Here is a 12,474-nt window from a genome sequence, read left to right as displayed (position 1 = left end):
TTCTGGACTATCTCCTCATCAGGCTAATCACGGTTTTTGACCCGGCTTTTTGCCGGGTCTTTTTTTGCCAGTTTTCTGGCTTATGGCTTCAGGCTAATGAAGTCTTTGGGTGCTGCAAATTCAATGGCGCGGATGATATCAAAAGAATATTGCTTGGCAAGCGGACCCCGGCCACATTGGGGCAAAGTAATGCCAATCAGCACTTGAGAATCAATCGCACAGTCACTAAGCTGCATCCGCGTCATGGAGGACGCCCCCCGCCACACCCCGCAATTTCCCTCGGTTTCACCCCTGTCTTGCGTGTAAAGTAGCCGCCATAAAAATCATATTCAGGAACCGATTATGACCGTGGCCAAATCCTCGTTCGACATCAGCGCAAACTTCGACAGCGGCAACATCCAAGTCATCGACATCAGCAATCCGCTCAACCCGGTTCTGGCAATTCGGCCAGATACCCGCAGCGCCCATTTCCAGTGGTTCCACTTCAAGGCCAGCGGCCTGCACGTCCATCAGGAACACTGGTTTCGTCTGGTCAACGCCAGCCAGTCTTCCTACAACAAAGCCTGGACCGGCTATCAGGCGGTCGCTTCCTACGACCACGTCAACTGGTTCCGTATTCCTACCCAATTCGAAGGCGACAGCCTGCGCTTCTGCCTCGAAGCCGAGCAGACCCACGCCTGGTTCGCCTACTTCGAACCTTACAGCCGTGGCCGTCACGACTGGCTGATCGAACAGGCGCTGACCAAGGCCGGCACCGAACTGCTGGCCACCGGCAAAAGCGTCGAAGGCCGCGACATCCAGCTGCTACGCAAAGGCACCGGCGCTGAAGGTCGCCGCAAGATCTGGATCATCGCCCAGCAGCATCCGGGCGAGCACATGGCCGAGTGGTTCATGGAAGGCGTGATCGAACGCCTGGAACATCATGACGATCCGGTACTGAACAAACTGCTGGCCAGCGCCGATCTGTACCTGGTCCCGAACATGAACCCGGACGGCGCCTTTCACGGCCACCTGCGCACCAACGCCATGGGCCAGGACCTGAACCGCGCCTGGCAGAACGCCAGTCAGGAAATCAGCCCGGAAGTATTTTTCGTACAGCAGCAGATGGAAAAGTACGGCGTCGATCTGTTCCTCGACGTACACGGCGACGAAGAAATCCCCCACGTGTTCACCGCCGGCTGCGAAGGTAATCCGGGCTACACTCCGCGTCTGGAGAAGCTTGAAGAGCACTTTCGCAGTCACCTGAAACACACCACCAAAGACTTCCAGACCAAGTACGGCTATACCCGCGACGAACCGGGCCAGGCCAACATGACCCTGGCCTGCAACAGCGTCGGCCAGAAATTCGACTGCCTGTCGCTGACTCTGGAAATGCCGTTCAAGGATCACGACGACGCGCCGAACCCGATCACCGGCTGGTCGGGCAAACGCTCGAAGCAACTGGGCAAAGACGTGCTGACCACTATCGCCGACATGGTCGACACCCTGCGCTGATCCCTCCCCGTTTTTCACTTCACGAAAGATCGCAGCCTGTCTGCGATCTTTTTTTTGTGCCGTCTTTTACCCAATCAGGTTGCAAATCAAAACTGGATTACTTACCGTCAATCAAGTTTCATCTTGAAACCTGAAAGGATCCGGGACATGAAAACTGCAACACTCGATAACGCTGTCGTACTGCTTTTCGCCATCGCTTGCGGCCTCGCGGTGGGCAACGTGTATTACGCCCAGCCGCTGCTGGATGCGATGGCCGACGCCTTCGGTCTGACGCCGGGCAGCATCGGCGTCGTCATGACCTTGACTCAGATCGGTTATGGACTCGGTCTGTTATTGCTCGTGCCCCTCGGCGATCTGCTCAATCGGCGGCGGCTGATCGTCACGCAAACGCTGTTGTCCGCCGCAGCCTTGCTGATGATTGCTCTGGCCCCCAACAGCGCGTGGCTGCTGATCGGCGTCACCCTGACCGGTCTGCTTGCGGTGGTCACCCAGGTGCTGGTCGCCTACGCCGCAACCCTTGCCGTCCCCGCGCAACGCGGAAAGGTTGTCGGCGTGATCACCAGCGGCATCGTCGTCGGCATTCTGCTCGCGCGCACGGTAGCGGGCGGCATGGCTGATCTGGCCGGCTGGCGTTCGATCTATCTGTTGTCGGCGGGATTGACGCTGGTGATGGCCGCGCTGCTGTTTCGGGTATTGCCCAAGGATGAAGAAGCACGACCGGACACGCATTACGTGGCACTGATCACTTCAGTGTTCACTCTGTTTCGTGAGGAGCCGGTGCTGCGCCGACGAGCAATCCTGGCGCTGCTCACCTTCGCCAGCGCCATGGTGCTGTGGACGCCGATGGTGTTGCCGCTGTCCGCCCCGCCGTTGTCGCTTTCCCACAGCGAAATCGGATTGTTCGGACTCGCCGGCGCGGCAGGCGCACTCGCCGCCGCCAGAGCCGGTCACCTGGCGGATCGAGGATGGGGGCAATGGGTGAGCGGTCTGTCGCTGTTGCTGATGCTGGGCTCGTGGCTGCCGATCGCACTCACCCAGACTTCGTTGTGGGCGCTGCTGCTTGGCGTCATCACCCTGGATCTGGGCTTGCAGGCCGTGCACGTCGCCAGCCAGAGCATGATCTACAGCGTCCGCCCGGAGGCGCAAAGCCGACTGACTGCCGGCTACATGCTGTTTTACTCCATTGGCAGCGCCTTGGGCTCGATCGCCTCGACGGCCATGTACGCATGGGCAGGATGGCCGGGCGTCTGCTGGCTGGGTGCCGCAATCAACATGGTCGCGTTGCTTTATTGGTGGCGATCACTGGCCGGACAGAAACGTGGCGAGGCTGTTTGCGCCCTCGCCACGTCGGACTGACACAATCAACCGCGATTGCGTCCCCGCAGCATGCTGTCGAGCACTTCGTCGCGGCGCACCCAGCCATGAAACAGCGCCGCCGCCAGATGCAGCAGCACGGTCAGGAACAACAAATACGCCAGATACCCGTGAGCCTTGCGCAGCAACGCAAACACCTGCGCATCCGCCGGCACGATCGACGGCAATTGCAGGGACGCGCCGAGCATCACCGGATCCCCCGCCGCGCTGATCATCGCCCAGCCCAGCAGCGGCAACACCAGCATCAGCGCGTACAGCAACAGATGAGAGGCCTTGGCCGCCAGCACTTGCCAGCCCGGCAGATCCGCTGGCAGCGGCGGCTGACGGGTGCCCAGCCGTACAAGAATGCGCACGATCACCAGCAACAGAATCGCGATGCCCAGCGGCTTGTGCAGATTGATCAGCCATTCATGCCGCGCCGACACCGAGGTCACCATGCCGGCACCGATGAACAACATCGCGATGATCATCAACGCCATCAGCCAGTGCAGCAACCGCGCCAGCGGATTGAAATGAGTCGGTTGCGTGCTCATGGGCGAGCCTCCTTTTTGCCGGTCGGCAGTTGGCTGACTTCGCTGGTGCGACGCAGGTAGGAATCGGCGTAACCGGCCGAGCGCGCGGCCAGCAACGGATCGCCGGAACCCTGAATGCCGGCCGGCAGCACCAGCGGATCGTAGTTGATGTCACGGCATTCACCGCTGAGCTGCGGCTGGGTCTTTTCCAGTACCAGAGTGCCGGCGTTCAACACTTTGCGGCCGGCGGGCCAGGTTTTGCTCGCGTCGTTCACCGGATCGTCGGCGTTGGCCAAGGTGATGTTCAACTGAAAGCGCAGCGGCCCTTCGGCCAGGCGTTGCACCAGGTCCTTCTCAAGGAAGTCGCTTCCTTCAGGCGCAGTCGCACCGGCAGCATCCTGGGCCAGAGGCGTCATGCTCCAGCGCACCGCCTGCTTCTTGCCGCTGGCATCCACCAGATAAAACGCGTTGATGCTGTTGTAGGTTTCCGTCGCGTAACTGGCCGACGGTCTGGCGGTTTTTATCCAGGTCAGAAACGGCACGGTTTCCGGGTGTGCGGCAAAAAATGCCGGCACCTTGGCCGGATCCGGCTTGCCCGTTGCGGGATCCGGCGATTGCGCCTGCTGCAACTGATAGAACGCCTCGGGCGTACCGACCGGGAACACCGGCATGCTGTTCATCCCGGTGCGCCACTGCTGGCCGTTGGCCTGAGTGAAACGCAGCGCCAGACTGCGGATCGGTACGGCGCTGTCCGGTGCGTACGGATTGCCGGCCGGTAACGCAAAGCGCCCGACCACCGGGGTGCGCGGCTCGTTGAACACTTGCGCGACCGAATACGAGCGAGCCTCACCGCTGCTCTCGAAGTGGCCGATCACGCAAACACCTTTGGCGTGATTACGGCGAAAGCCGGGATGCACGCCGTTGTTCTTTTCCAGCACATCGACCAACGCTTTCGGCGTCAGTCGTTGTGGGTCAAATGAACCATGAACGTAGGCAAACGCCCCGGCCAGGGCTGCGACCACCACGGCGATTCCGCCAAGCCGCAACACCAGGCTCGCGGCACTCAGTGGCGGGCGTTGTGGCCCGCCGGGCGATGAGCTGCGATCAACCATGAAGCACTCCAGGGCCATCGGCCACAAGTAGGAAGAATCAGCAAGACGCACGCCATCGGGATTTATTCCACGGTCCGGTATTTATTTTTCAGAACGTGGAATAACCTCCAATGCCGGACGTCTTCCTAGTCCACAGCGTAGTGACTAGTAGAACTTCATGAGCGAATTCGACGAACAACTGAGAGAAATCATTCCCAGATTGCGGCGCTTTGCCGTGTCGTTGACCCGCAACGGCAGCAGCGCCGACGATCTGGTACAGGCCAGCCTGGAGCGGGCGCTGTCGAGTTGGGGCGACAAACGCGCCGACGGCGATCTGCGCGCCTGGCTGTTTTCGATCCTGTACCGGCAGTTCCTCGATGCGCATCGGCGTTCGCGGCGGTATGCGCGGATGCTCGAGTTTTTCACCGGCCGCGATGACGCCGAGCCCTCGGTGGAACGCACCGTCATTGCCCAATCGACCTTGCAGGTCTTCGACCGACTGCCCACCGAACAGCGCGCGCTGCTGTTGATGGTGTCGGTGGAAGGCCTGACTTATAAGGAGGTCGCCGAGATTCTCGACGTCCCCACCGGCACCGTGATGTCGCGCCTGTCCCGTGCTCGCCAGGCCCTGCGCCAGCTCAGCGACGGGGAAATCAGCAGCCCTTCCTTGCGGATACTCAAATGATCAGTCTGCCTCCCAACGAACGTGACCTGCACGCCTACGTCGACCACCAGCTCAGCGAGGCCGACCGACATGTGCTGGAAACCTGGCTCGCCAGCCATCCGGACGAAGCGGCGCAGGTTCGTGCCTGGCAACAGGATGCCCAGCACCTGCGCGCTGCCCTCGGCGGTGCCTTGCAACAACCGGCCAATCCGAACCTCGATCCGTCGCTGATCCGTCAGCGACTCAAGCGCCAGTCGCGCCGCCAGTGGGCCAGCGCGGCGGTGCTGCTGATTGCCGTCAGCCTCGGCGGTGTCGGTGGCTGGAAAGCTCGGGACATGACCGTGTTTCATCCCCCGGCACCGATGACGGACGCCTTGCAGGCCTACCGTTTGATCGCCCAGCAAGGGCTTTTGCCGGCAGATTACAAGGTCGACGGCGACGGCGACATCCAGCGCTGGCTCGACCGTTATTTCACTCAGGCCAATCGCCTGCCGGACCTGACATCGGCTGGATTTACACCGGTCAGCGGTCGTCTGCTGAGCACCGATGAAGGCCCGGCGGCGATGGTGATGTATGAAGACCAGAGCGGGCACAAGGTCAGTTTCTACGTGCGTCCACCAGGACCGAAAAATACCTTTCTGCCCCGGGGCAGCCGCCAGGACGGAGATCTGCAGGCCGAGTACTGGTCCGGCAAGGGCTACAACTACGCGATGGTCAGCCCGACTGACACACCTGCAGCGAAAATGCTCAAGCAATCCGTAAGCTTCTAGCCGGGTCAGAACCCCACATCCAGCACCACATTGTCCAGGCAGGTTCCAGCGGGCGGTGTGGTCTGGTCGGTGTGGATTCTCGCGTTGTCATTGCGCATTCTGCCCGTCGTTCAGTCCCACGGTGCAGGCACTGCCCTCTACACGCCGCAGCTTGCTCCCCGGAAAAACGATAAAGCGCAGTGGATGCAAAACTACCCGTCTGGTTAAACTACGCCGCCGCGCTCGGGGGGAGCCGGCCCGATGATGACGGAGTGATTGCAGTGCCCGCCCGACCGCCCGAACGTTCGCGTCTGACCCAGCGCTGGTCAGCCTTGCGCCATCTCTTCGGCAAACGCTCCGTTACAAACGCGGGCCAGTGCGCTGCCAGCGCGCAATCGATGCGTGACTATTTCCGGCAAAAGGCCCACGGCCAGGGCTACACCCTCAGCCACAGCCAGCAACGGGTCATCGATTGCATGGCGCAGCAGGCCGGCCTGATGTTTGGCACGCCTGCGCGAACCCCGCGCAGCCTGTATCTGCACGGAGCCGTCGGGCGAGGCAAGAGCTGGTTGCTGGACGGATTCTTCCAGGCATTGCCGATTCAGCAAAAACGCCGTCTGCATTTCCATGGATTCTTCGCCCAACTGCATCAAGGCATGTTCGAGCACCGCGACCGCGACGACGCCCTCGCCGTCACCCTCGATGCGCTGCTGATGGACTGTCGGGTGCTGTGTTTCGATGAATTTCATGTGCATGACATCGGCGATGCGATGCTCATCACCCGATTGTTCAAGGCGTTGTTCAAGCGCGGGATCCTGTTGCTGGTGACCTCCAATTACCCGCCCGAAGGCTTGCTGCCCAACCCGCTGTACCACGCGCGCTTCAAACCGGTGATCGACCTGATCAACGCGCGCATGCAGGTCATGGAAGTCGGCGGTCCGCACGATTACCGCAGCCAGGCGCGCCGGCATGAGCATCAGGTGTTCACCCAGGGCCATTACGTCTGGCCGGCCAGTCCGGCGCAGCGCCTCGCCTTGAACCTGCCGCCACTCGACGCCACACCGTTGCCTCTGGCGGTCGGCAGCCGGCACTTGCAGGCGCGGTTGTGCGAAGGCCGGCGCGTCGGTTTTACCTTCAACGACCTCTGCGAACAGCCCACGGCCGTGATGGATTATCTGGAGCTGTGCCGACGCTTCGACCATTGGATCATCGATGAACTGCCGGAGCTGGACGAATGCTCGATCGCCGCCCAGCAGCGATTCATCAACCTGATCGACGTGCTCTACGATCAGGACAAACACCTGACCCTGCTCGGCCAACGCCCGTTGCACGAAAGCCTCGGCGGTCAGGCGATCGATCTGGCCCGCACCCGCAGCCGACTCGGGCAATTGCGCGAAGTGCACGAACCGGGCTGATTTGCCGTTATCATGCGGCCCATTTCCGGCGCTCTGCGCCTTCTCGATAGCGATCCTGCTCATGCACACTCTTGCACAACTGCGCGCCGGCGAACTGTCGGGCATCACCCGGCTGGACCTGGCCGAAGGCCTGACTGAATTTCCGCCGGAGATTTTCAACCTGGCCGAAACGCTGGAAGTGCTCAACCTCAGCGGCAATGCCCTGAGCAGCCTGCCGGATGACTTGCACCGTCTGACGCACCTGCGCGTGCTGTTCTGCTCCGACAATCAGTTCACGCAATTGCCGGCGTGTCTGGGCCAGTGCCAGGCGCTGACGATGATCGGTTTCAAGGCCAACCGGATCACTCAAGTGCCCGGCGCGGCGCTGCCGCCGAACCTGCGCTGGCTGATCCTCACCGACAACGCCATCGAAACCCTGCCCACGGAACTGGGCGAGCGCCCGTTGCTGCAAAAACTCATGCTCGCCGGCAATCGGTTGCGCGCCCTGCCGCCGTCACTGAGCCAGTGCCATCGGCTGGAGCTGATCCGCATCGCCGCCAACCAGCTGACCGAACTGCCGCAATGGCTGCTGACCCTGCCGAGCCTGACCTGGCTGGCCTACGCCGGTAATCCGCTGGAAACCGAAGCCGATGCCGCCGCCCTCGATGCCGCGCCCCTGATCGACTGGTCGGCGCTGCAGCTGGAGCAACGGCTGGGCGAAGGCGCTTCCGGAGTCATTTACCGGGCGCAGTGGCAACCTGCCGATCAGGCGGCCGCGCCCGTGGCAGTCAAGTTGTACAAGGGTGAAATGACCAGTGACGGTTCGCCGCTGCATGAAATGAACGCGTGCATCACCGCCGGGCTGCACCCGAACCTGATCCGCGTCGAAGGTCGCATCGACCGGCATCCCGATGGCCAGCAAGGCCTGGTGATGCAATTGATCGATCCGAGCTTCCGCAATTTGGCCGGGCTGCCGAGCCTGGCATCCTGTTCACGGGATGTGTATGCCGACGATTGCCGCTTCAGCGCCGACGTTGCCCTGCGCATTGCCCGGGGCATCGCCTCGGTCGCCGGGCATCTGCACGGTCACGGCATCACCCATGGCGATCTCTACGGACACAACATTCTGTTGAACGATCGGGGCGACTGTCTGCTGGGGGATTTTGGTGCGGCGTCGTTCCACGCCACGGCGGACACGCCTGAAACCCGCGCGCTGCAACGCCTTGAAGTGCGGGCGTTCGGGATTTTGCTGGGGGAATTGCTGGCGCGCATCGACTCGGGGTTGAGCGATGAACAGCGTCAGGTGCTGGAAGCCCTGGAACAGCGCTGCTGTCAGCCGGATGTGCTGGCGCGGCCGGGGTTTGGCGAGATCAGCCTGGCGTTGCAAGACGCCTGAAAAAAATCGCAGCCCGAGGGCTGCGATTTTCTGGTGTGTCAGCCGGCGAGACCAACGAACATGTCTTGCACGTCGTCATGGTTATCCAGGCCTTCCAGGAATGCCTCGACTTCTGCCATCTGCTCGGCGCTCAGGCCGCTGACCGGGTTCTTCGGCTGGTAGCCCAGTTTGGCCGACAGCACGGTGAAGCCTTGTTCCGGCAGGGCTTTCTGCACGGCATCGAGGTCGGTCGGGTCAGTCAGGAACAGGGTCGCGCCCTCTTCGCCCGGCTCGAAATCCTGGGCGCCGGCTTCGATCGCGGCCATTTCCGGATCCGCATCCGGGGTGTCCGGCGACGCTTCGATCATGCCGACATGGTTGAAGTCCCAGGCAACGGAACCGGAAGCACCCAGTTGGCCCTTGCGGAACGCCACGCGAATTTCCGCCACGGTACGGTTGATGTTGTCGGTCACGCACTCGACTATCAGCGGCACCTGATGCGGTGCGAAACCTTCGTAAGTCACGCGATGGTACTGAACGGTTTCACCCAGCAGGCCAGCACCCTTCTTGATGGCGCGATCCAGGGTTTCCTTGGGCATCGAGGCTTTCTTGGCCTGTTCGACCACCAGACGCAGGTGTGCGTTGGTGGCGGTATCGGCACCGTTACGCGCAGCAATGGTGATTTCCTTCACCAGTTTGCCGAAGATCTTGCCCTTGGCGTTGGCTGCCGCTTCTTTGTGTTTAACCTTCCACTGTGCGCCCATTACTCACTCTCTTGATCTGTGGCGCCGAGACATCTATTGGCCGACGCATGGCGCCAAGTTTATACGGCCTAAAGTCGGCAATCGACCAAAAATTCCGATGCGCATCGACATCTTCTACACGTCTTGTAGGGCGATTCTGAAAAACCGGTTTGCCACGTCCATTCAACGTCGTGTTTTCGTACCCTCTGTGGCCCGTATCGCCTGAACAGAGCCCGCTCGAATGCTCAATGACAAGGAAAGTCCGTTTTCGCTGACCCTGGCCGAGGGCGGGATAAACCTGCCGGTCCTGCGCTTCAGCGGTCATGAAGCGCTGAATCAGCCCTATCGGTTCGAGATCGAAGTCATGGGCCTGGCGCCCGCCTGGTCCCCCGGCACACTGCTGCATCAGGCGGCATTTCTGCACCTGGATGATGACCACGGAATTCACGGCATCATTCAAAGTGCCAGCTGCGAATACCGCGCAACACACCGGATCGCCTACCAACTGGTGCTGATGCCGCATCTGCAGGCGCTGGAGCAACACCCTGTTCGCCGGGTCTTCACGCAACTGAACGTGCCCGCCATCCTTGAACAACTGATCAGCGAACATCACCTGCCCGCCGACAGCTATCGGATCGAGATGACTGTCGGCCACTACCCGCCGCGCCCGTTCTGCATTCAATACGAAGAAACCGATCTGGCCTTTTTGCAACGGCTTTGCGAAGAGGAAGGCATCCACTATCACTTCGAACATCAGCCGGACGGCCACGTGGTGGTGTTCGCCGATGACAGCCTGAGCCTGCCGCAGCAACCGACGGCGATTCCTTTCAACACGCAGATTGATGCGCCAGCAACCGGCCTCAGCAGCCTGTTCCAGCGCCATGAGGCGGTGCTGCCTCAGATTCCTGCCGGAGTGCGTGAGCGAGGGTATTCGATTGCGGGCCAGGACGCTGCCAATCACACGCTGGGCAGTGCCATCGCCCCTCCGGGATTTCTGCCGACTGCGCAACGTCACGCGCGCCCAGCGCAGTCGTCGCCTGCTGGAACGCCAACGCTGCAGGTCACGCTCGATCCACGGCCGCAGCGATTGCCCGCGACTGCTCAGCGGGCGTCTGGTGCAAGTCATGGAGCACCCGGTAAACGCGTTCAACGAGCAATGGTTGATCACCGACTTGCGTCATCAAGGCCAGCAACCTTCCATTCTCGATCCCGTTCAGACGGTTCGCCGTTATCACAACGACTTTACGGCGCTGCCCTGGTCGACCCCGTTTCGCCCGCCGCCGAAACAACAGCGCCCTGCAATTCCGGGGTATCAGTCGGCGCAGGTACTCGGCGTGCCGGGGCAACCGGCGCAAGTGGACGATCAGGGGCGGATCGCCGTCCGGTTATGGCCCGATCATGCGAATGCCAGCGCCAGCGAAGTGCTGTGGTTGGCGGTGGTCATGCCCCATGCCGGCAGCGGCCTGGCTCGGGAAAATCTGCCCTGCGCCGGCAGCGAGGTCTGGGTGAGTTTTCTCGACAGCGATCCCGACCGGCCGATCCTCTGCCTCGACGCCTGCCGCCCGCGAACGTCGCAGCCCACGGAAACCGAGCCTGACGACGACTTATTGCTCGACTGGCTGCTCAACCGCTACGCCCCGCCCCGTTGACCATCAACCTTTGTCAGCCTTGCCCGCCGCAGCAGCAAATTTCGCCAGACGCACATCAAGGTGCCGGGGCCGACGACCGTGATCCTCGGCGCGCTCCTTGCGGCGAATGGCGTTGCGCACCATCAGTGAGCCGAGGTAGCGAATCGGTTCCGGCGGGAAGTAACCCAGCGGCCCGTTGACCAGCGGTGAACGCGTCCATGGGTTGTCGAGACCTTGCACGAGCGAAGCGAGAATCTGCCCGCCCATGTGGCACGGTCCGACGCCGCTGCCGGAATAACCGAAACCGTAGAACACGTTGCCGCCGGCACTCATCTGGCCGAAGAACGGCAGGCCGGTGACTGACCGATCCGATGGGCCATTCCAGGTTGCGTCGATCTTCACATCGGCAAAAGCCGGGAAGAAATCGTCGAGGCTGCGCTTGAGCAATCCGGCGTAAGGTGATGGCTGGTCGAATACCGGCAGCATCCGCCCGCCGTAAGCGAAGGTATTGCCGCCCTTGCCGAGCATGATCCGGCCGTCCGGGGTGTTGTGGTAGTAGTGCACGAAAATCCGCGAATCAAGCACGGTCACGCCGCTGGTCAAACCGATTTCCTGCAACAGATCCGGACGCGGTTCGGTGACCAGCATGTCACTGGAAACGATCGCCACACTGCGCTCGAACTGCGGGAAAGCGCGGGCCATCCACGCGTTCATCGCCAGTACCACGCGGTCGGCGGTCACGCAGCCGTTCGCCGTATGAAGGCGCGCCGGACGGCCTTCCTCCAGCCCGGTCATCGCCGTGCCTTCATGAATCCGCACGCCCAGTTGCAACGCCACCCGGCGCAAGCCACGTACCAGTTTGCCCGGCTGCACGCTGGCGGCGGCTGGCGAAAACCAGCCTTCCAGGTGTTTTTCCGAACCGGCCATGCGCTGCACATCAGCCACCGGACGCTGGGTAAACGAGTTGATGCCGTTGCGCTCCAGCGCCGCAATCACCGCATCGGTGGAGCCGCATTGCGCGCGGTTGGTGGCGGTGTAAAGCGTGCCATCGAGACGGTAATCCGCATCGACGCCGTACTGCTCGCAGAACTCGCCGATGGCGTGGATGCTGCGCTCCGATTCCTTGACCAGCCGCACCGCCTCTTCGACGCCGAACAGCCGCTCAAGGGTGAAATACTTCGCCGACCACGACAGCGCACAACCGCCATTGCGCCCACTGGCGCCGGCGCCGCAGATGTCGGCCTCAATCAGCAACACATCAAGTTCGGGGTTCTGCTGCTTGAGCATGATCGCCGTCCACAACCCGGTGTAACCGCCGCCGACGATGCACACGTCGGTGCGCACATCGCCTTGCAGCGGCGCGCAAGGTTCGGACGTGTCGAGTTGCAAAGCCTGCTCCAGCCAAAACGGTCTCATGGGAGTTCTCCAGTCAGTCGGCCACGGCACAGCC

The 12,474-nt window shown here is 61.9% G+C and carries 11 protein-coding genes and 1 pseudogene; 7 read left to right on the top strand and 5 right to left on the bottom strand.

The features are described from left to right. Positions 1-80: 80 nt before the first annotated feature. Positions 81-245 (bottom strand): hypothetical protein, encoded by a 165-nt coding sequence (locus tag CAF79_RS29185; RefSeq protein ID WP_170929742.1) that lies wholly within the window; start codon positions 243-245, stop codon positions 81-83. A gap of 97 nt (positions 246-342) precedes the next feature. Between CAF79_RS29185 and CAF79_RS17605 the strand changes: the two genes are divergently transcribed. Next, complete coding sequence (locus CAF79_RS17605; RefSeq protein ID WP_085699045.1) at positions 343-1,494, top strand: M14-type cytosolic carboxypeptidase; 1,152 nt, start codon at positions 343-345, stop codon at positions 1,492-1,494. A 147-nt stretch (positions 1,495-1,641) separates the two neighbouring features. Next, entirely contained in the window at positions 1,642-2,850 is a 1,209-nt protein-coding gene (locus CAF79_RS17600) for an MFS transporter (protein WP_085699043.1), read from the top strand. A gap of 5 nt (positions 2,851-2,855) precedes the next feature. Here CAF79_RS17600 and CAF79_RS17595 read toward each other — a convergent pair whose 3' ends face one another. Then, on the bottom strand, positions 2,856-3,401 hold the full coding sequence (locus CAF79_RS17595) for a cytochrome b (protein WP_085699041.1): 546 nt from the start codon (positions 3,399-3,401) through the stop codon (positions 2,856-2,858). Beyond that, complete coding sequence (locus CAF79_RS17590) at positions 3,398-4,492, bottom strand: catalase family peroxidase (protein WP_085699039.1); 1,095 nt, start codon at positions 4,490-4,492, stop codon at positions 3,398-3,400. Before CAF79_RS17590 ends, CAF79_RS17595 begins: the two co-directional genes overlap by 4 nt. Positions 4,493-4,649: 157 nt before the next feature. On the opposite strand from CAF79_RS17590, the gene CAF79_RS17585 reads away from it, so the two are divergent. The 4 genes from CAF79_RS17585 to CAF79_RS17570 all read left to right on the top strand — a co-directional run bounded on the left by CAF79_RS17585 (position 4,650) and on the right by CAF79_RS17570 (position 8,674). Next, complete coding sequence (locus CAF79_RS17585) at positions 4,650-5,156, top strand: RNA polymerase sigma factor (protein WP_085699036.1); 507 nt, start codon at positions 4,650-4,652, stop codon at positions 5,154-5,156. Further along, positions 5,153-5,905, top strand: a complete 753-nt coding sequence (locus CAF79_RS17580) for an anti-sigma factor (RefSeq protein ID WP_085699034.1) — start codon at positions 5,153-5,155, stop codon at positions 5,903-5,905. The genes CAF79_RS17585 and CAF79_RS17580 overlap by 4 nt, the downstream gene beginning before the upstream one ends. Positions 5,906-6,165: 260 nt before the next feature. Next, positions 6,166-7,299, top strand: coding sequence for a cell division protein ZapE (zapE, locus tag CAF79_RS17575; protein ID WP_085699032.1), 1,134 nt, complete (start codon positions 6,166-6,168; stop codon positions 7,297-7,299). 61 nt (positions 7,300-7,360) lie between these two features. Then, the gene (locus CAF79_RS17570; protein WP_085699029.1) at positions 7,361-8,674 is read left to right on the top strand and encodes a leucine-rich repeat-containing protein kinase family protein; all 1,314 of its coding nucleotides are present in this window, start codon (positions 7,361-7,363) and stop codon (positions 8,672-8,674) included. 38 nt (positions 8,675-8,712) lie between these two features. Here the strand turns inward: CAF79_RS17570 and CAF79_RS17565 are convergent, their stop codons facing one another. Next, the gene (locus CAF79_RS17565; RefSeq protein WP_027614601.1) at positions 8,713-9,417 is read right to left on the bottom strand and encodes a YebC/PmpR family DNA-binding transcriptional regulator; all 705 of its coding nucleotides are present in this window, start codon (positions 9,415-9,417) and stop codon (positions 8,713-8,715) included. 220 nt (positions 9,418-9,637) lie between these two features. Between CAF79_RS17565 and CAF79_RS17560 the strand changes: the two are divergent. Continuing rightward, positions 9,638-11,045: pseudogene (locus CAF79_RS17560) on the top strand (type VI secretion system Vgr family protein). 3 nt (positions 11,046-11,048) lie between these two features. Here CAF79_RS17560 and CAF79_RS17555 read toward each other — a convergent pair. After that, the gene (locus CAF79_RS17555; RefSeq protein WP_085699027.1) at positions 11,049-12,440 is read right to left on the bottom strand and encodes an FAD-dependent oxidoreductase; all 1,392 of its coding nucleotides are present in this window, start codon (positions 12,438-12,440) and stop codon (positions 11,049-11,051) included. Positions 12,441-12,474: the final 34 nt, after the last annotated feature.

The sequence above is a fragment of the Pseudomonas sp. B26(2017) genome (genome assembly GCF_002113045.1).
Taxonomy (GTDB): domain Bacteria; phylum Pseudomonadota; class Gammaproteobacteria; order Pseudomonadales; family Pseudomonadaceae; genus Aquipseudomonas.
This window is presented reverse-complemented; position numbering and strand designations above follow the sequence as displayed.

Coding starts and splice junctions, on each gene's coding strand:
- CAF79_RS29185 (WP_170929742.1), bottom strand. CDS start 245: ATGACGCGGATGCAGCTTAGTGACTGTGCGATTGATTCTCAAGTGCTG.
- CAF79_RS17605 (WP_085699045.1), top strand. CDS start 343: ATGACCGTGGCCAAATCCTCGTTCGACATCAGCGCAAACTTCGACAGC.
- CAF79_RS17600 (WP_085699043.1), top strand. CDS start 1,642: ATGAAAACTGCAACACTCGATAACGCTGTCGTACTGCTTTTCGCCATC.
- CAF79_RS17595 (WP_085699041.1), bottom strand. CDS start 3,401: ATGAGCACGCAACCGACTCATTTCAATCCGCTGGCGCGGTTGCTGCAC.
- CAF79_RS17590 (WP_085699039.1), bottom strand. CDS start 4,492: ATGGTTGATCGCAGCTCATCGCCCGGCGGGCCACAACGCCCGCCACTG.
- CAF79_RS17585 (WP_085699036.1), top strand. CDS start 4,650: ATGAGCGAATTCGACGAACAACTGAGAGAAATCATTCCCAGATTGCGG.
- CAF79_RS17580 (WP_085699034.1), top strand. CDS start 5,153: ATGATCAGTCTGCCTCCCAACGAACGTGACCTGCACGCCTACGTCGAC.
- CAF79_RS17570 (WP_085699029.1), top strand. CDS start 7,361: ATGCACACTCTTGCACAACTGCGCGCCGGCGAACTGTCGGGCATCACC.
- CAF79_RS17565 (WP_027614601.1), bottom strand. CDS start 9,417: ATGGGCGCACAGTGGAAGGTTAAACACAAAGAAGCGGCAGCCAACGCC.
- CAF79_RS17555 (WP_085699027.1), bottom strand. CDS start 12,440: ATGAGACCGTTTTGGCTGGAGCAGGCTTTGCAACTCGACACGTCCGAA.